General features: G+C 67.0%; 18 protein-coding genes and 1 pseudogene. 11 read left to right on the top strand and 8 right to left on the bottom strand.

Annotated features, from left to right (window positions below):
- The first annotated feature begins 23 nt into the window (after positions 1 to 23).
- Entirely contained in the window at positions 24 to 1,079 is a 1,056-nt protein-coding gene (locus tag NP4_RS26835) for a fused (3R)-hydroxyacyl-ACP dehydratase subunits HadA/HadB (RefSeq protein WP_068003462.1), read from the top strand.
- Between the two features lie 17 nt (positions 1,080 to 1,096).
- Here NP4_RS26835 and NP4_RS26830 read toward each other — a convergent pair whose 3' ends face one another.
- From NP4_RS26830 to aztA, 3 genes are read right to left on the bottom strand one after another with little or no spacing between them, the layout of a single operon-like run.
- Entirely contained in the window at positions 1,097 to 1,636 is a 540-nt protein-coding gene (locus tag NP4_RS26830) for a cysteine hydrolase family protein (protein ID WP_068003459.1), read from the bottom strand.
- Between the two features lie 34 nt (positions 1,637 to 1,670).
- The gene (locus NP4_RS26825; protein ID WP_068003456.1) at positions 1,671 to 2,300 is read right to left on the bottom strand and encodes an HD domain-containing protein; all 630 of its coding nucleotides are present in this window, start codon (positions 2,298 to 2,300) and stop codon (positions 1,671 to 1,673) included.
- Positions 2,301 to 2,339: 39 nt separating this feature from the next.
- Positions 2,340 to 2,996 (bottom strand): zinc ABC transporter ATP-binding protein AztA, encoded by a 657-nt coding sequence (gene aztA, locus NP4_RS26820; protein ID WP_068003453.1) that lies wholly within the window; start codon positions 2,994 to 2,996, stop codon positions 2,340 to 2,342.
- A 51-nt stretch (positions 2,997 to 3,047) separates the two neighbouring features.
- On the opposite strand from aztA, the gene aztB reads away from it, so the two are divergent.
- The 4 genes from aztB to NP4_RS26800 all read left to right on the top strand — a co-directional run bounded on the left by aztB (position 3,048) and on the right by NP4_RS26800 (position 8,216).
- On the top strand, positions 3,048 to 5,015 hold the full coding sequence (aztB, locus tag NP4_RS26815) for a zinc ABC transporter permease AztB (protein WP_068003451.1): 1,968 nt from the start codon (positions 3,048 to 3,050) through the stop codon (positions 5,013 to 5,015).
- Positions 5,012 to 5,920: a zinc ABC transporter substrate-binding protein AztC gene (gene aztC, locus NP4_RS26810; protein ID WP_068003448.1), complete on the top strand. Its 909-nt coding sequence runs from the start codon at positions 5,012 to 5,014 to the stop codon at positions 5,918 to 5,920. The genes aztB and aztC overlap by 4 nt, the downstream gene beginning before the upstream one ends.
- A 32-nt stretch (positions 5,921 to 5,952) precedes the next feature.
- A complete protein-coding gene (aztD, locus tag NP4_RS26805) occupies positions 5,953 to 7,116 on the top strand; it encodes a zinc metallochaperone AztD (protein ID WP_068003596.1) in 1,164 nt (387 codons plus the stop codon).
- A gap of 236 nt (positions 7,117 to 7,352) precedes the next feature.
- Positions 7,353 to 8,216, top strand: coding sequence for a class I SAM-dependent methyltransferase (locus tag NP4_RS26800; protein WP_068003444.1), 864 nt, complete (start codon positions 7,353 to 7,355; stop codon positions 8,214 to 8,216).
- A gap of 1 nt (position 8,217) precedes the next feature.
- On the opposite strand, the gene NP4_RS26795 is transcribed toward NP4_RS26800, so the two are convergent.
- The 3 genes from NP4_RS26795 to NP4_RS26790 all read right to left on the bottom strand — a co-directional run bounded on the left by NP4_RS26795 (position 8,218) and on the right by NP4_RS26790 (position 11,398).
- Positions 8,218 to 8,946 carry a phosphotransferase family protein gene (locus NP4_RS26795; protein ID WP_068003441.1) on the bottom strand — a complete coding sequence of 243 codons (729 nt, stop codon included), beginning with the start codon at positions 8,944 to 8,946 and terminating at the stop codon, positions 8,218 to 8,220.
- 48 nt (positions 8,947 to 8,994) lie between these two features.
- A complete protein-coding gene (locus NP4_RS43445; RefSeq protein WP_373863874.1) occupies positions 8,995 to 9,213 on the bottom strand; it encodes a DUF6228 family protein in 219 nt (72 codons plus the stop codon).
- A gap of 94 nt (positions 9,214 to 9,307) precedes the next feature.
- On the bottom strand, positions 9,308 to 11,398 hold the full coding sequence (locus tag NP4_RS26790) for a RecQ family ATP-dependent DNA helicase (protein ID WP_373863873.1): 2,091 nt from the start codon (positions 11,396 to 11,398) through the stop codon (positions 9,308 to 9,310).
- Between the two features lie 221 nt (positions 11,399 to 11,619).
- On the opposite strand from NP4_RS26790, the gene NP4_RS26785 reads away from it, so the two are divergent.
- The 4 genes from NP4_RS26785 to NP4_RS26770 all read left to right on the top strand — a co-directional run bounded on the left by NP4_RS26785 (position 11,620) and on the right by NP4_RS26770 (position 14,750).
- Positions 11,620 to 13,215, top strand: a complete 1,596-nt coding sequence (locus tag NP4_RS26785; protein ID WP_068003436.1) for a peptide ABC transporter substrate-binding protein — start codon at positions 11,620 to 11,622, stop codon at positions 13,213 to 13,215.
- 200 nt (positions 13,216 to 13,415) lie between these two features.
- On the top strand, positions 13,416 to 13,967 hold the full coding sequence (locus NP4_RS26780) for a P-loop NTPase family protein (RefSeq protein WP_211335910.1): 552 nt from the start codon (positions 13,416 to 13,418) through the stop codon (positions 13,965 to 13,967).
- A 23-nt stretch (positions 13,968 to 13,990) separates the two neighbouring features.
- On the top strand, positions 13,991 to 14,365 hold the full coding sequence (locus NP4_RS26775) for a DUF4186 domain-containing protein (protein ID WP_068003434.1): 375 nt from the start codon (positions 13,991 to 13,993) through the stop codon (positions 14,363 to 14,365).
- An 88-nt stretch (positions 14,366 to 14,453) separates the two neighbouring features.
- A complete protein-coding gene (locus tag NP4_RS26770; protein ID WP_245998338.1) occupies positions 14,454 to 14,750 on the top strand; it encodes a DUF222 domain-containing protein in 297 nt (98 codons plus the stop codon).
- A 20-nt stretch (positions 14,751 to 14,770) separates the two neighbouring features.
- Here the strand turns inward: NP4_RS26770 and NP4_RS26765 are convergent, their stop codons facing one another.
- The gene (locus NP4_RS26765; protein WP_245998339.1) at positions 14,771 to 15,139 is read right to left on the bottom strand and encodes a winged helix-turn-helix transcriptional regulator; all 369 of its coding nucleotides are present in this window, start codon (positions 15,137 to 15,139) and stop codon (positions 14,771 to 14,773) included.
- A 49-nt stretch (positions 15,140 to 15,188) separates the two neighbouring features.
- Between NP4_RS26765 and NP4_RS26760 the strand changes: the two genes are divergently transcribed.
- Positions 15,189 to 15,548: a DoxX family protein gene (locus NP4_RS26760; RefSeq protein ID WP_068003425.1), complete on the top strand. Its 360-nt coding sequence runs from the start codon at positions 15,189 to 15,191 to the stop codon at positions 15,546 to 15,548.
- A 532-nt stretch (positions 15,549 to 16,080) separates the two neighbouring features.
- Here the strand turns inward: NP4_RS26760 and NP4_RS43595 are convergent.
- Positions 16,081 to 16,335, bottom strand: a pseudogene (locus NP4_RS43595) (hypothetical protein); the annotation flags it as partial.
- 829 nt (positions 16,336 to 17,164) lie between these two features.
- Here NP4_RS43595 and NP4_RS26750 point away from each other — a divergent pair.
- The gene (locus NP4_RS26750) at positions 17,165 to 18,262 is read left to right on the top strand and encodes a winged helix DNA-binding domain-containing protein (RefSeq protein ID WP_245998351.1); all 1,098 of its coding nucleotides are present in this window, start codon (positions 17,165 to 17,167) and stop codon (positions 18,260 to 18,262) included.
- The last annotated feature ends 145 nt before the right edge of the window (positions 18,263 to 18,407 follow it).

Below are 18,407 nucleotides of genomic sequence, written 5' to 3'. Positions count from 1 at the left end.
GATTACGATGCGGGAAAGATCAGATGAGGAGCGGTTTGGTGGAAACGACGTTCGACGCCTCCGAGTTGGTAGGGCATCGCTATCGTGTCGACGATTACTACGAGGTCGGCCGGGAGAAGATCCGCGAATACGCGCGGGCGGTCCAGGATTACCATCCCGCGCATTGGAGCGATGACGCCGCTCACGACCTCGGCTACACCGGTCTGGTCGCGCCGACGACGTTCATTTCGATCGCGGCGATGCTGGCCAACCGCCGGTTGCTCGAGACCGTGGTGACCGGCTACGACGTATTCGTGCAGACCGATCAGGTTTTCGAGCTGTACAAGCCGGTGGTCAGCGGGGACCGATTGGTCAGCGATGTCGAACTGTCCGCGGTGCGCCGGATCGCGGGCAAGGATCTGCTCACCATCACCAACACCTTCACCGATCAGACCGATGAGGTCGTGCTGATCATGCACACCACCGTCGTCGGCGCGACAAGTGACGACGTCGACGCGGGTATCACCGACACCCTCGAGCGGGTGGTCATGCACGGCATCGAATTGCCCACGCGCGCCGCATCGTCCGGCCGATCGGCGGTCGAGCCGAGCGACGCCGATTCTGTCGCGCAGGATGTGCCGACCCTGTCCGCGATCGCGCGAACTCGGGTGCCGCGCACCGCGATTCGATTCGACGACATCACCGTCGGTGACGAGTTGCCCGCTCGCACATCCCAGCTCACGCGCGGCGATCTGGTGAACTACGCCGGTGTGGCCGGTGATGCGAACCCGATCCACTGGCACGACGATATCGCCGCCCTGGTCGGGCTGCCGGATGTGATCGCGCACGGGATGCTGACCATGGGTCTGGGCGCGGGGTTCGTCACCGAGTGGCTGGGGGATCCGGGCGCGCTGATCAGATACGCGGTGCGGCTGTCGAATCCCACGGTCGTCGACGCCGAATCCGCGGCGAGTATCGAGTTCACCGGGCGGATCAAGTCGATCGATGCCGAGAACAGGACCGCGGTCGTGGTCGTCGTCGCGAAATCCGGCGGGCGCAAGATCTTCGGCCTCGCCACCGCCGAGGTCCGACTCGCATAGGTCTCGTCCGGGGTCACTCACTCAACGACGGTGACCCCGGCCCGTCGCAACTCGGCGAGCGCCGCCCGATCCCCGTCGGGATGGCTGTGTACGAATGCGGTGGCCTCGACCGGAACCGTCACCGCGTAGCCGAGTCGCACCGCGTCGCGCGCTGTTGCCGCCACGCAGACATCGGCGGCGATGCCGACGACGGTCACCGAATCGGCCCCGCAGTCGCGGACCGACCGGACCAGCGGTCCCAGACTGCCGCCGCCGTAGGGCTGCTGCGGTTCCAGCACCGGAGCGAGGACGAAGCCGGAGAAGCCACCGCGTTTCCCCGGACCCTTGTCGACGACGACGCCCCGGACGTCCAGGCCGGGATGCAGTGCGGTCCGATTCTCCGGATCGCCGTCCGGAAGATCGATCGGCGCGAAGTCGCGGGTGTAGAACACCGGGCGGCCGCTCGCGACGGCCGCCGCCACCTGCCGGTTCACCGCGGCCAGGACTCTGGGGCCGTCGGTTCCCACCGCATCGACGAACAGGTTCTGCATATCGACCACGATCAGCGCATCGCTCATGGGACCGACCCTAGAAACACAACCATGGTTCAGGTCAATGAGCGGTGAGCCGAGCCAGTTCGGCGGTGAGGTTGGCGCGGGCCGCGGTGGCGTAACGCGCCTGGGCGGTCGGGGTGCGGAACAGCCGCTCCTGGTCGAGCAGTCCCCGCAGCACGGCGGCGCGTCCGGAGCGGAACAGTTCGTCGGGGATGTGGGCGTATTCGGCGCGGACGGCGGAAGTGTATGCGGCATAGGTGGATTCGTCAGCCGCCAGGATGGCCAGATCCGCGTCGCACAGCACCGCGCCGTTGCGGTCACCGGGAGCGGGGTCGTGCCTGCTGGTGAGCCGGACCAAGCGGGCCACCTCGGCCACGGTCTGCGGCGGTAGGCCCAGGCCGGGCAGTACGGATTCGGCGAGTCGGGCGCTGGCTTCCTCGTTATCGGCGCGGTCCACGGCGTAGACGGCGTCGTGGAAGAAGGCCGCGTACCGCACGGCATCGATATCGGTTGCGTCCGTGGCCAATTCGTCGATCACTGCCAGCATGGCCGCCAAATGGTCCACCGTGTGATACCGCCGATGCGCTTCGCTGTACCGCCGCACCAGATCCTGTCCCACTGCCCGCGCCGCCACCCCGGCCAACCGCGCCCACTGATCCATAAGCTGCGCCTCGACATTCGTTCCCATCCCGGTAGTCTCCCGAATTGTTCGAGGCGACAAAAGTCTTCACGGCCGACTCGCGGCGAGCAGGCGGCCCTCGTGCAGTACCAGGGTGTGGTCGGCGCGCAGCGCCTCCTCGTGGTCGTGGGTCGCCTGCACGACGGTGACGCCGTCGTCGGCGATCCCGCGGATGATGTGCGAGATCTGCTGGCGCGCTTCGGTGTCCAGGCCGGTGGTGGGCTCGTCGAGCAGTAGGAGATCCGATTCCTGCGCCAGCGCCTGTGCCAGCAGCGCGCGTTGGCGTTGGCCGCCGGACAGCGTGGCGAAATGGCGGCGCGCCAGATCGGCGATTCCGAGGCGCGTCATGCAGTCGTCCACGATCGCGGTGTCGGCGCGGGTGAGTCGCCGCCAGGGGCCGCGATGTGCCCAGCGGCCCATGGCGACGGCGTCGCGGACGGTGATCGGCAGTGTCGGCGGCACCGCGCTGTGCTGTACCACCAGGGCGGGGCGGCATGCGCTGGCTCGCTCGAGCGTGCCGCCGCTCGGTTTCACCACGCCCGCGATCACGCTCAGCAAGGTGGACTTTCCCGATCCGTTCGCGCCGACGAGTGCGGTCACCCGGCCGGTGGGGATCGTGGCCGAGATCGCGTGCAGCACGGTTCGCGACCGGTAGCCCGCCGAGAGTTCGTGGATGCGGACCGCTCGCGCCTGCCGTTCATACATGCCGTCACCCTACTTGTTTTGACAATCATTTTCATTATAAGGTCTCGGCCCATGGATGTCCTGTTTGCCCCGTTCGAGGTCTCCTTCGTGCAGCGTGCGCTGTGGGGCGGACTGCTGGTCTCCGGTATCTGCGCACTCACCGGTACGTGGGTCGTGGTGCGCGGCATGGCGTTTCTGGGCGATGCCATATCCCACGGGATGCTCCCCGGGGTCGCCGCGGCCGCGCTGCTCGGCGGTGACCCCCTGCTCGGGGCGGCGTGTAGCGCGGGGGCCATGGCCCTGGGTGTCACCGCGCTACAACGCAATTCGCGGTTCGGCACGGATACCGGGATCGGACTGGTATTCGTCGGTATGCTGGCGGCCGGTGTCATCATCGTGTCCCGGTCGCAGTCCTTCGCCGTCGATGTGACCGGATTCCTGTTCGGCGACGTGCTGGCCATCCGCCCGCACGAGCTCGGCTACCTCGCTGGGGCGCTGATGGTTTCGATCGTCGTCGCCGCGCTCGGACACCGCGCGTTCGTCGCGTTGGCCTTCGATCCCCGCACCGCGCACACCATCGGCCTGCGGCCGCGTTGGGCGCAGGCGGTCCTGCTGGGGTTGCTGACCCTGGCGATCGTGGCGTCCTTCAACGTCGCGGGCACGCTACTGGTCTTCGGCCTGCTCATCGCGCCGCCCGCGGCGGCGCTGCACTGGGCCGACCGGATGCCGGTCGTCATGCTGCTGGCCGCGCTGTTCGGTGGGTTCGCTACCGTGAGCGGGCTTGTGGTGTCCTGGCATGCGGGTACGGCGGCGGGTGCGACCATTGTCGCCGTCGCGGTCGCGGTGTTCTTCGCCTCGGTGGCCGCGGCGTGGCTGCGCGAGCGGCTGCGGCGTCGGGCCCTGGCGGCCGTGCTGGTCGCGGTGCTTCCGCTCGCCGGATGCGGTTCGGGCGCAGGCGATTCCGCGCCGATGCCGCATGGCTATGTGCCGGGCGCGGAGGAGACCGACGCGCCGCGGACTCGACTCGTCGTCGCCGACACCGCGGGCGCTGTCCGGGTGGTCGATCTGATCGACGGGACGACCACCGCGGCGGCGCGAGTTCCGGGTGTCACCGGCATACGCGGCGATGATCGGTTCGCCTATCTCGGCGACGGCGCGGCGGTGCGCATTGTGGACGCGGGCGCGTGGACCGTCGATCACGGTGATCATATGCACTACTACCGCAGCGGAATTCGCGACGTCGGGTCGATGGGCGCAGGCGTGCCGATCGCCGCGCACAGCGATCCGGCGGTCACCGCGGTCGTCACCGATACCGGCACGACCCTGGTGGATCGAGAGGCGTTGCACGCGGGCAGGATCGTCGAGCGCCGGACGATTCCCGCCGCGATCGCCCTACCGTTCGCCGAGCACGTCGTGGTGGCCGCCACCGGCAGTGGGCGAGTGGAGATCCGTGATCGCGACGATCGCGTGATCACCGCCTTGCCGCACGCCTGTCCCGTACCGCGCGGCAACGCGTTCACTCGCCGCGGGATCGTATTCGGTTGCGCCGACGGCGCTTTGCTGGTGACCGCGAACGACGGCCGATTCGATGCGGTGAAGCTCGCCTACCCGCAGCCGGTTCCGGAGGCCGAGCGCGCCACCGATTTCGAATATCGCCCGGGCGCTACCACGCTGGCCGCCCGTGCCGGTGATCGCGGAGTGTGGCTGCTCGACATCCGCACCGGCGCCTGGCGATTGGCGGAGATCGGGCCGGTCGTAACGGCTGCCAGCACGGGCTCGGCACTGCTGACCCTGACCCGCGACGGCGTGCTGCATTGCCACGACCTCGCCTCCGGCGCGCCCACCGCGCAGGTTGCCCTGTTGACCGGCCCGGTTCCGGACGGTGTGCCGCCGACCATCCGGATCGACTCCGACCGGGCCTATGTCAACGATGCCGCCGCTCGCGCGGTGTACGAGATCGACTACCGCGACAATCTGCGCAAGGCACGTACATTCACCCTCGACCTCGCGCCGGTGCACATGGTGGAGACGGGCCGATGATCTCCTCGGCCCGCGCGTGGGTTCTGATACTCCTGCTGACGCTCGCGCCCGCGTGTGCCGCGCGCGACGACGGCCGCGCCCACATCGTCGTCACCACCAATATCCTCGGCGACCTCACCCGTGCCGTGGTGGGCGACAGCGCCGAGGTGACCGTGCTGATGCCGCCGAACGCCGATCCGCACCAGTTCGCGATCTCGGCTCGGACGGCCGCGCGGATCGAGCGGGCGGATCTGCTGGTGCACAACGGACTCGGACTCGAGGAGGGAATTCGACGGCACATCCGCTCGGCCGAGGACGCCGGGGTCGCGACGCTGGCGGTGGGTGAGCGGGTCGATCCGATCGCCTATCGCGGCCTCGAGCGAGGCGGACCGGATCCACACTTCTGGACCGACCCGGTACGGGCGCAGCGCGCGGTGCAGACCATCGGCGATCGGATCGCCGGTATTCCGGGCGTCGACGCGAATGCCGTGCGCGCCAACACCTCCCGGTATCTGGCCGAGTTGCGCGGCCTCACCGACTGGATGACCGAACGATTCGCCGCCGTGCCCGCCGAACGCCGCAAACTGGTGACCAACCACCACGTCTTCGGGTATCTGGCACAGCGTTTCGGCTTCGAGGTGATCGGGGCGGTCGTTCCCAGCGGCACCACCCTCGCCTCGCCGAGCGCGGCCGATCTGGCCGAGTTGGCCGAAACCGTCCGCGCCGCCGGGGTACCCGCGATCTTCGCCGATGCCTCTCAGCCCGACCGGCTCGCCCGGGTACTCGCCGAACAGGCGGGTCTGCGCATTCGGGTGATCGGCCTGTACTCCGAATCGCTGACCGCCGCCGACGGCGGCGCACCCACCTATGCGGCCATGATGCGCGCCGATACCGAGGCCGTCGTGGGTGGCCTGATGACATCGTGATCGCTTTTCGCACAAAAGGAATGGAGAACCATATGCGGATGACCAACCGAGCCGCGGCCTTATCCGGCATGCTCGCGTCGGTGGTGGCCCTGAGTGGCTGTGGCACACAGGATTCGACCGCGGGACACGATTCCGCGCGCGCGGCGATCGTCGACCCCGTCGCGGTGACCTACGACGGCGGCATCCATCTGCTGGACGGGAAGTCGCTCGCCCTGTCCGGGGAGGTGAAGCTGGCGGGCTTCAATCGGCTCAATCCGGCCGGGGACGATCATCACCTCATGGTGTCGACCAAGGACGGCTTCCGCGTGCTCGACGCGGTGCACGGCGAGCTGACCGACACCACGATCGCGGCGGTCGAGCCGGGACATGTGGTGCGCCACGGCGGGCGCACGGTGCTGTTCGCCGACGGCAGCGGCGAGGTCACCGTCTTCGATCCGCGACAGCTCGATCGCGGCGCGCCCGAGACCGAGGTGTATCGCGCCGCCGCACCGCATCACGGGGTGGCGATCCGATTGTCCACCGGTGAACTCGTGGTCACCCTCGGTACCGCGCAGCAGCGCACCGGCATCGTCGTACTCGACAGGGACCGCCGGGAGATCGCACGCAACGAGGACTGCCCCGGCGTGCACGGCGAATCCACCGTGCGGGGCGAGGCCGTCGTAATCGGTTGTCAGACCGGCGCTCTCGTCTATCGCAATGGTGTCATCACCAAAGTGGCGAGCCCAACGCCATACGGGCGCATCGGCAATCAGGCCGGTAGTGACCTTTCGACGGTGGCCCTCGGCGACTACAAACAGGACCGAGACGCCGAACTCGAACGTTCGCAACAGGTCTCATTGATCGATACCGCCGACGCCACCCTGCGCTTGGTGAACCTCGGCACGAGCTATACCTTCCGCTCCCTCGCGCGCGGTCCGCAGGGTGAGGCACTGGTGCTCGGCACCGACGGCCGAATCCATGTCATCGACCCGGCGGCGGGTGCGGTCGTACGGACGATCCCGGTCTCCGGGCCCTGGGAGGAATCGCTGCGCTGGCAGGACGCGCGTCCGGCGATCTTCGTGCGCGGCAACGACATCTACGTCTCCGACCCCGCCGCGAAGACGGTGCGCCGTCTCGACCTGACGACCGGCGCCACGCTCGCCTCCGTCACCCTGCCCGACAGTCCCAATGAACTCAGCGGTGTGACAACGAATTAGGAACGACCGTGCACTCGCCGGAGGGCGTCGAGGGTGGTCTCGGGGGACGTGCTGAAGCAGAAGCGAATTCCCGGGGCCGCCTCGGCTGCGGCATTGATGATGCGCTCGAACAGTTACGGTATTGAGAGCCTATGAGCGGGCTGTCGCCGAACGCTGAGGACCGGTGCGAGAGGGTCTGTGCCGTGGGTGAGTGGGCTCACAGCGCCCATGCCGCATCTATGGGTAGGTTCTCGGATATGGAGGATGACGGACCGAGCCGGACAGCGCTGGTCACCGCGTACGCCCGGGCGTATCACCAGATCGCTGATCGACCACGGATCTTCATCGACCCCTTGGCGGCGTCACTGCTCGGCGTCACCCCAGCTCAATTGATCGAACTGGGCACGCCCACAACCGATCACCCGGTCAACGCCGTCGCCGACCGCTCGCGCCGGTTGTTCTTCGCCACGCGCGCCCGCTTCGCCGAGGACCGCGTGGCCGCGTCCGTCGCCGCGGGCGTGCGGCAGGTCGTGATCCTGGGCGCGGGCCTGGATACCTTCGCCTACCGCAATGCGCGTCCGGATGTGCGCGTCTACGAGGTCGACCATCCCGCCACCCAGGCGTGGAAACGCGAACGCCTCGCCGCGGCCGGGATCGACCGCCCGGATACGTTGGCCTTCGTGCCGGTCGACTTCGAAACTCGCACCCTGGCAGCGGGTTTGGAGGCGGCGGGATTCGATCGCGGCGACCCGGCGGTGTTCGTGTGGCTGGGTGTCGTCTTCTATCTGACCCCGGACGCCGCTCGCGTCACCCTCGAATACATCGCCGGTCAGGCCCGGCCGGTCGAGGTGATCTTCGACTACCTTCAGCCCGGCGACACCGACGAGGACCGTGTGCAACTGCGAGCCCGCGCGGATCGGCTGGCCGCCGCGGGCGAACCCTTTTTCAGCTACTTCACACCCCATGACATGGCCGCTCGGCTGCACGCGCTCGGTTTCACCGACATCGAGGACCATTCCGCCCCGGATCTCATCGCCCGCTACCTCGACGGGCCCACGGGAATCGAGGGCGAAGCACAGCGTGCCCTGCGTGCGAGCCGCGTACTGCGTGCTAGTCGCTGACTCACAATCGAGATTTCAGTACGGCGATCTCGGGCGCCGGGTCGAAGCCGTGGTCGACCAGCCAGCGGATCGCGCGCAGGCTTCGCAGCGACCACCACGCATGGATCACGTCGAGGTCGACGTCTTCGCCGTAACCGGCGAGGACATCGGGCAGGTGTTCGCTGTGGCCGAGCGTCAGGGTGGCGAGGTCGAACAGGGCATCGCCCGGGGCGGCCTCGGACCAGTCGACCACGCCGGTGACCTCGTCGCCGTCGACGAATACGTGGGCGACCTGCAGATCGCCGTGGATGAAGGCCGGTGCCCACGGCCGTAGCGCGGCCTCGGCGACGCGGCGATTGCGTGCGACCACATCGGCGGCCAGGACGTTATTGGTGACAAGCCATTCGCATTCGCGCTCCAGACGCGATGCGGTCTCGTCGAGGCCGCGCCCCGGCCAGGGCGGCAGCGGTGCGGCATGCAGTTCGCGCGCGGCCGCGCCCGCCGCGGCCCAGGCCGCCGACGACGCGGTCGACGGCTCGCCGAGGCGACCCAGTGCCGTTCCCGGGAGGGCGGCGAGCGCGAGCACGGGCGGCTTGCGCCACAGAACCTTCGGCGTCGGGATCGGCGCCAAGGCCATCGCCTCGACCTCGACATCGGTATTGGCCTGATCGGTGTCGATCTTCAGGAATACCTCGCCGACGCGCAGAGTAGCGCGCTCATGATGCGCGACGACGACCTCAACCCGTTCCATACCCGCCATTGTCGATGCCCCTGCGTCCCATGGGGTTCCGAGCCGAAGCTATACAGGTTCGCCTGCTTCGATGCAGGTCGTCACAGTGGTTCGCCAAGGCGGGGAAATCGTTGTGGGACACAGTGTCCAATCCAGTTGGATATGTCCGCCGGAACCGAAGCTGGCGTCGAGCGTCAGGTGATTGGTGCGCCAGATTCGTTCGCCGGTCCAGCCGCGGAAGTCGGCGGCGAGTCCGTCGAGAAACTCGAGCAGACCCCGAGACCGCAGAACCGGCTGGCGCGGGTGGTGTCTTGCGGCCGGATGGGCGCGAATTTGGTCTCGGGGGCCGCGCCGCGGAATCCATGGCGGCGCTGCGAAATTGTCAGGTCGGGGTGGCCAGGGCGAAGGGGAGGACTGCGGGGGCGCCTGCTTCTCGGAGGGTGCGGGCGGCGAGGGTGAGGGTCCAGCCGGTGTCGGTGAGGGTGTCTACCAACAGGATTGGGGCGTCCAGGGGTGGAAGGGCGGGGGGTTGCCAGGAGTCGAACAGGGCCGCTACTCGGTGGGCGGAGTTGGCGGCCGAGACCGGCGGCCGACCGGGGCGGGGGTGGAGGGTGCCGAGGTCTTGGAGGCGGCCGACCTTGGCCAGGCGGGTGGCCAGGTCGGCGGTGAGGATGGGGTGGGTGGGGGAGGACATGGCGATGACCGAGGTGGGGCGGTGGCTCCAGTTCCAGTCGCGGAGGACGGCTATGCAGGCGTCGAAGACGGCGTCCGGCAGCGGGCCGTCGGGGCCGTCGAGCAGGGCGCGCAGGCGGGAACCCCAGCCGAGATCGCTGAGGCGGCCCAGGACCCGGCCGGTTTCGGGGCCGTCGGTTATCTTGCCCGACAAGGGGATTCCCAATTTGGCCATACCGGTCGGCCACTGTTTGCGAGGAGACAGATCGATGCCGGGGCGGTCCAGGCGGGTACGGATGGCCGCCAGATCGTCCTGGTTCACCGCGGCGTCGGGGCGCAGGCCGGTGCAATTGTCGCAGCGGCCGCAGCCCTGCTCGGTCAGGCCCGGGTCGTCGAGTTGGCGGCGCAGGAAGTTCATCCGGCATTCGGTGGTCGTCTGATAGTCGAGCATGGCCTGCTGCTCGGCCTCGCGGGCGGCGGCGAGACGCTCGTAGCGTTCGGACTCGTAGTCCCAGGGCTCGCCGGTGGCCAGCCAGCCGCCGCGCACCCTGCGTACCGCGCCGTCGACGTCGAGGACCTTGAGCACCATCTCGAGCCGCGAGCGGTTGAGCTCCACCAGCGGTTCCAGGGCGATCGTCGACAGCGGGCGGTCGCGGTCGAGGGCATCGAGAACCGCTCGCACGGCCGGTTCGCGCGGGAAGGCCACCGAGGCGAAGTAGCTCCAGATCCGGCGGTCCTCCGGGCCTGGCAGCAGGACCACTTCCGCGCGTTCGGTGCCGCGGCCCGCGCGGCCCACCTGCTGGTAGTAGGCGATGGGGGAGGAGGGCGCGCCGACATGTACGACGAAGCCGAGGTCGGGTTTGTCGAAACCCATGCCCAGCGCCGACGTGGCCACGAGCGCCTTCACCTCGTTGTCCAGCAGGGCCGTCTCCAGCGCCTCGCGTTCGGCGGGATCGGTCTGGCCGGTGTAGGCGGACACCCGATGACCGTGCGAGGCAAGGACATCGGCCAGATCGTGGGCCGCGGCGACGGTGAGGGTGTAGATGATTCCCGAGCCGGGCAACTCGTGCAGATATCGGCTCAGCCAGGCGGTGCGCTGCACGGCATCGTCCAGGCGCAACACCGACATGTGCAGCGACTCGCGATCCAGCGTGCCGCGCAACACCAGGGCATCGTCGCGACCCAGACCGATCTGACCCGCGACGTCGGCGACCACGCGATCATTGGCGGTCGCCGTGGTCGCCAATACCGGGATATCGCTGCCGAGGTCGGCGATCAGGGTTCGAATGCGGCGATAGTCCGGCCGGAAATCATGACCCCAGTCCGACACGCAGTGCGCCTCGTCGATGACCACCAGTCCGGCGTCGGCGGCCAGTTTGGGCAGGACCGAATCGCGGAAGTCGGGATTGTTCAGCCGCTCGGGGCTCACCAGCAGCACATCGATCTCCCCGGCCGCCACCCGCGCGTGGATCTCGTCCCACTCGGTGATATTGCCCGAATTGATCGTCGCCGCAACGACTCCCGCCCGCTGCGCCGCCGCCACCTGGTTGCGCATCAACGCCAGCAGTGGCGAGACGATCACCGTCGGCCCCCGCCCCTGCGCCCGCAACAGTTTGGCGGAAATGAAATACACCGCCGACTTACCCCAGCCGGTGCGCTGCACCACCAGCGCCCGCCGCCGCCCCACCACCAGCGCCTCGATGGCGGTCCACTGATCCTCCCGCAACCGCGCACCCGGCCCGGCCAGCTCGCGCAGCAGCTCCTCGGCAGATCCTCGCAGGTCGGTAGTCATGGCGCCCATCGTGCCCGAACCCACCGACATCCGACTACGGCGAACCCCGGATCCGCACCCTTTACGAATGAGACGAACGCCACCCCCAGCCGCAATCTCTTGTGCCCATGACGAATTCGATCGGTCGATTCGCCGCTGGGAATGTCCGAATTGACTACTGTCCGAGGGAACCCCACGCGGATCGTCGCGGGCCTGCCTCTCGATCGGAGAACCCGTTGAGACTCGACAGAGTGACCTCCCTCGCCCTCGCGGCGCTGCTGACCGCCGGCCTCGCGCTGACGGCGTGTTCATCCTCGGACAGCGGTGACGACGCGAGCATCGTCACCGCCAACCTCGCCGAGCCGCAGAATCCACTGCTGCCCGCGGACCCCAATGACAACAACGGCAGCCGCGTGCTCGATCGCGTATTCGCCGGTCTGAAGTACTACGACGCCAATGGTGTGGCACACAACGACATGGCGAAGTCGATCGAGACGTCGGATCGCAAGAACTACCGGATCACCCTCGAGCCGGGCCGGAAGTTCACCGACGGCACCGAGGTCACGGCGAAATCGTTCGTCGACGCGTGGAACTTCGCGGCGCTGAGCACCAACGCCCAGATCCAGGGCTACGTGTTCGGCTCGGTTGTCGGCTACGACGCCGTGGCCGCGAAAAACCCTACGGCGCAGACGATGTCGGGATTGAAGGTGGTCGACGACCATACCTTCACCGTTGAACTGACCAGCCCGTCGATCGACTTCGAGAACGCGCTCGGCTGGTCGCCGTTCTATCCGCTGCCCGCGGTGGCCTTCACCGATATCAAGGCGTTCGGCGAGAATCCCATCGGCAACGGTCCCTACAAATTCGCGCGCACCGGAGCCTGGGAACACAACGTCAAGATCGACCTGGTGCCCAATCCGGACTATCGGGGCGCTCGTCCGGCCAAGAACAAGGGGCTGCGACTGGTGATGTACCAGTCCATGGACACGGCGTACGCGGATTTGCAGGCGGGCCACCTGGACGCCCTCGACACCATTCCCAACAGCGCGCTGTCGAGCTTCCACTCCGATCTCGGCGATCGCGCCATTACCAAGCCGACCGCGCAGAACCAGCAGCTCGGCGTGCAGCCGACGCTGGCGCACTTCGGTGGACAGGAAGGCGTGCTGCGCCGCAAGGCGATGTCGATGGCGGTCAATCGACAACAGATCTGCGACAACATCTTCCACGGCGCTCGCATTCCGTCGCGTGATTTCACCGCCAGCACGCTGCCCGGATTCGACGCGAATCTGCCCGGGGCGGACGAGCTGAAGTTCAACCCGGACGCGGCCAAGAAGCTGTGGGCCCAGGCCGATGCGATCTCGCCGTGGTCGGGGACCTTTCAGTTCGCCTACAACTCCGATGGCGATCACCAGGCGTGGGTCGACGCGGTGGCCAACAGCATCAAGAACACGCTGGGCATCGATGTCGTCGGCGCGCCGTATCCGACATTCAAGGACATTCGATCCGCGATCACGGACAAGACGATCGGCAAGGGATTCCGTTACGCCTGGCAGGGCGATTACCCCACCATGCTGCAATTCCTCACCGCGAACTTCGTCAGCACCGCCGGCTACAACAACACGAACTACGTCAATCCGGAATTCGACCGTCTGATCGATGCCGCGCTGGCCGCGCCCACCGACGCCGATTCCTACAGGCTGGTGGGACAGGCCCAGGCCCTGCTGCTGCGGGATATGCCGAGCATTCCGCTGTTCGACTACGTCGCTCAGGCGGGCCGCTCGGACAAGGTCCGCAATGTCGCCCTCACCTGGAACGGGCAATTCGACTTCGAGAACATCGAGAAATAGCGCCGGATCCGGTCAGTAGCGCAGGGGTCGGAAGAAGGCGTGGATGTCGGCCGTCAGCTCGACCGGGGCTTCGAGTGCGGCGAAGTGGCCTCCGCGGTCTTTCATTTCGGTCCAGCGGGCGATGGTGTGCGAGGTCTCCGCGACCCGTCGGACGTCGGAGGGTGCGACCGTCGGGCAGGCCGACGGTGGATAATGCGTTCGTGGTCGAGAGGCGGCGGATCTCGGTGGTGGGCACTTCGGGGTCGGGTAAGAGTTCGTTGGCGAGGAGGATCTCCCGGCAGCTCGGTATCCCGCATATCGAACTCGATGCCATCCACCATCGGGCGGATTGGACGCCGATGCCCGCGGACGAATTTCGCGCTGCGGTCGCCGAGCGAATCGCGCAGAGCGCCTGGGTGATCGATGGCAACTATCACGGCAAGCTCGGTGATCTGGTGTGGAGTCGCGCCGATACAGTGGTCTGGCTGGACCTGCCGCGGCCACTGGTCATGCGGCAGATCATCACGCGAACCGTCGGCCGCGCGCTCACCGGGCGCGAGTTGTGGAACGGCAACCGGGAGGATTGGCGGAATATGTTGTCGCTCGACCCGGAGCGATCGGTGATCATGTGGGCGTGGACGACCCATGCGCGGAATCGTGCACGTTACCTCGCCGCCCAGGCCGATCCGGCGTACCGGCACCTCGAATTCATCCGAGCGCGCTCACATCGCGAGACCGCGGCTTTCCTCGCTGGTTGTGCGGGGCACGAGTAGTCGCCGGGACACTGCGGGAACCCATGACCGACGAACTCGACGACCGGCTGGATCGGATCGGCCAGCACCATTTCCGTGCGAAGTTCCGGCTGCGCGGGCGCGACCGCGCTGTGGTCGACCTGCGGGGCATCGCGATCGTGCGCAAGCACGCCGAGGATCTGATCGCCCGCAGGCTGGCCCCGGCCGAACCGCTCAACGACGGCCGACAGACGCCCTACCGCGGACATCCCGTTTTCGTTGCCCAGCACGCCACCGCGACCTGCTGCCGTACCTGCCTCGCGCGCTGGCACGACATCCCCGCAGGGCACGCGCTCGACGACACGGAGAGGGCTTATGTCGTGGAAGCGATCTGCCGATGGATCGTGAAGCAGTACGCTCCCAACCAACCTCCTCCCTGACGGGCGCCGAGAAGACGACACGGCGAATTCTCGAACATATGTTCGAGATTGGGGTAGGCTCGCCCCCGTGAATACACATTCGACTGCAGTGGCATCGGATGCTCCGGCACGCAGGTGGTCGGAACTGGCCGATGTCGACTTGTTGCGCACCCTCGTCGAAACCGAACGCCGCCGGCGTCGACTGGGTGCGGCCATGGTCGCGGCCGTCGCCGAGGCCGAGCGTCGCGGTCTCGCCGCCGACACCGGCTACCGGGATACCGCGGATCTACTGAGTGATCTGCTGCGCATCACTGCCTCCGAGGCACGTCGGCGAATCGAATATGCCGCGCCACAGGTCCGTTCGCGCTCCAGAAAGGCGTGGCGGGTGCTGACGGCGGCGAGTTGACCCGCGGCGGGTGGCGGCTGTCACGGGCGAAATGATTCGGTCGATTCCTGGAAGTCGACGAGTTCTTCGCCGTGTGTCTGTGCCCACTCCGTCAGCATTGCTATCGGCTCCTGGAGTGTCCGGCCGAGTGGGGTCAGGCTGTATTCCACTCGCGGGGGTACTTCGGCGTACCGCTGTCGGTCGACGAGGCCGTTGCTCTGTAGGCGACGCAGCGTCTGGGTCAGCACCTTTCGGGAGATTCCGCCGGACAGGGCGACGAGTTCGCTGTGCCGCTTGGGGCCGTCGATGAGCGCGTACAGGGTGACTACCGACCACTTGTTCGCGATGATCTCGATCGCCGTGCGCGCGGGGCAGTCGGACATGAACATGATTCCGGCTGGGGGACTCACGATCCGTAGGTTACCAAAAGGTACCTATCGGATTTCTAGCGTTGCCGTCATGCATATCGCAACGTTGATCTTGTCCGTCCTGCTGGCACTGGCGATGCTCCATTCCGGAGTGATGAAGTTCGTCCGCCCGGCGTGGATACGTCGATTCGCCGAAGCCGTCCACCTCACCACCCCCCAGCTCGCCGTGCTCGGAAGCCTGCAGATCGCCGCGACGATCGGTCTCCTCTGGGGAATCTGGTTCCCGCCCTTCGCAATCGCCGCCGCGATCGGGCTGGTGCTCTACTTCGTCGGCGCGATCGGCGCCCACATCCGCAGCGGCGACCGGAATATGGTGGGGGCCACGGGATTCCTCGCGCTCTCGATCGCGACGTTGATCTTGCTCGGTCTCGCTCCGGTAGGGAACGCATGAAATCGACTACCTCACCCACCCCGATACGTAGTGATCCGGGCCCCGACACCCATTCGCGCAATGGCTTCGGCCCGCCTCTCGACGCCTCACCAAGTTCGTAGCCAGTGCTCGCCGCGCCACCGGGACCTGTTTTCAGCCGGGTGGCAGGGTGGGGGCGGGGCCGGGCAAAGGTGGGGCGGGTCGGTTGCGGGGCGCCGACGATCGATCCGGCGTCGAAGGGATTCAGGACGTTGTGGACGGCCGGGGAGGGGATGTACATGTTCTGCCGGTATACGCCCGCGCCGGGGATCGGATCGAACCGCTGCATGACGATATTGGCTTTGACGCCCTGGTATTTCGGGTCATAGGTGTGGGTGTCCAGGGCATCGGCCATGCGCCAGTCGTTCTCGGATATCGGATCGCGGTGGTAGACGGCGCGGAATGCGGCGATCTCGTTGGCGCGGCGGTCGAGTTCGTTTTCGTCCGGCGCGCCCGGCGGGGTCAGCGGCAGCTGTCCGTCCGCGCCCCGGATCAAAACCGCGAGGTTCTCGTCGAAGCGTGTGGCGTCGGCGACGACATTGTTCACCCGGGCCTGCAGATTCGCGATCAGCACGTGCCGGGAATCGGTGAACGGCCCCAGCATTGTCTCGGTGACCGTTCCCGTGACGGGATCGACGGCGAGGTGTGCCGCCGCGGCTTGCCGCTCACAGTCGAGTGCTTCCTGCTTCAGCGAAACCCCCTCCTCGTAGCAGTCCAGTGCGGCCGCACCGACCTGGGACACCTCTTGGCCGTGACTGTCGATGTCCACCCGGGTCTTTCCGACGGAGTCTCTGGCGACCGTCGCCGCCGGGCCGTTCCAGGTCTGCAGCGTATTCAAGCCGTGCAGCGTATCGCGCGAATCGGTGCACGAACCCCTGGCCGAGTCGCAGATGCGGAATATCTCCTGCAATTGCTCCGGGTCGAAGCCGAGCACGTCGCCGAATGTGACCACCGGTATCCAGCCTGCCCCGAGACTTTTGCGACATCCCCCTGCGCATTGCCGTCCGCAGCCCGGTATTCGATCGCACTCGAATGCAATTTGCGACCGTGACTGTCGACGGTGTGCAGTAATCCCGTGGTCCGCGCACGCCAACCTTCGACCTTGTCCATGAGCGCCGCGCGGGTGGTGGTGAACACCGTGCCGGAATAGTCGTCCAAGTCGGTGTGGTACCTGGCGAATTCCTCGACGGCATCGGAAGCCGCCGTCGTGAACCTGTGGCCGATGACGTGGAGATCGTCCGGGTCGACCTCGATCGTCCCGTCGTCACAACAGCCCGATGAATTATCCCCCACCCCAACCATTTCTGGTCGCCTTTCGTCGAAAAGTCTTCTCCCGCTGAGCAATCCTTCCGGCAAGTCATTTTATAGAGTCGTCCGATACTCAAATGCCCCCAGAACCACTGGTGCGTATTCCGACCGGTCCGCGTTTTCCCGCCCGAGTCCTCGGGATGATCGGTTCGGTTGGGGTTAGGTTGTCGCCACGGCGATGATTCCGATGAGCGGAGGCGATCGTGAAGGTTCGAGGCAGCGATGTGATTGTGTTTCGGCTCGGAGCACACCATCTCACGAAACGGCAGGCCGCTCGGGAGTTGGGGAAGGTGGTGGGGGCGTGCGGCATCCAGAACAGTCCGCCGGGGGCGGCGTTGCTCGCCATGCATGCTCGTGCCGACGGGGTGACGTCGGAGACGGTGGACAAGGCGGTCGCCGACGACAAGGAGTTGGTGCAGAGCTGGTGTATGCGGGGTGCTCCATTCTTTTTTCCGCGTGCGGACGCGGGGGTGTTCACCGCGGGGGTTTTGCCTACCACCGAGGCGGGGCGGTTGCACATGATCGGCGGGGTCGAGCAGGGACTGGCCGTTCTCGGAATGGGGCTGGATGAGGCTGTGGGGTATTGCGGGGATGAGATCGGGGAGGTGTTGTCGGGGCGGCGGTTGGCGATCAATGAGTTGGGGGCGGAGTTGGCCGGGCGTATCGCGCCTCGACTGACTGCCGTACAGCGTAAGGACTGGAAGGCGGCGGGGCCGTATGGTCGGGGGCTGGCGTTGGGGGAGGCGGTTGTGCATTTTTGTTTGCGGATTCTGACGTTGGAAGGGCTGGTGTGTTTCGCCCCTCGCGAGGGGAACAAGGCTCCGTTCGTATTGGTCGAGGAGTGGTTGGGGGAATCGTTGGGGGAGTTGGCTTTCGGGGCGGCTCGGGCGGAGTTGCTGCGGCGGTATCTGCATTGCTATGGTCCGTCGTCGCCGAAGGATTTCGCGGCGTGGTTGGGGGTGGCGGTCTCGGATGTCGATCCGTGGTGGAAACCGTTGGCGGGGGAGATGACCGAGGTGGGGTTCGACGGGCGGAAGGGGTGGCTTCTCACCGAGGATCTCGAGGCAATGCGGTCGCCGGAGGAAGTGCGTGGGGTGCGGTTGTTGCCGCCTCGTGATCCCTATACGCAGTTGCGGGATCGAGAAACCATTGTGGACAAGAAGTTTCATGGGGAGATGTGGAAGACCGTCGGCGAGCCGGGGGCGGTACTCGTCGATGGGAAGATCGTCGGGATCTGGCGGCCGCGTAAGAGTGGTAAGAAGTTGTCGCTGACGGTGACCGCATTCGGGGCAGCGGGTAAGTTTCGGTCCCGGTTGGGTGCGGAGGCGGAGCAGGTCGCGATATTGCGGGGTGCGTCTTCGGTGGAACTGACGGTGGAAAGCGGATAGCGCCCCCAAACCGACTGTCACCCAATGGCTTCGGTGTGAAATCGATGTGCCCGGATAATTCTCGAATTCCTCATGGACGCTCCGAATCGGTCGTAAAGTTGTGGGTGCGCCCGGGTTCCGTCCCGTCGGCATAGGTCATCGGGGT

This window comes from Nocardia pseudobrasiliensis NBRC 108224 (assembly GCF_001613105.1).
GTDB lineage: Bacteria > Actinomycetota > Actinomycetes > Mycobacteriales > Mycobacteriaceae > Nocardia > Nocardia pseudobrasiliensis.
This window is presented reverse-complemented; position numbering and strand designations above follow the sequence as displayed.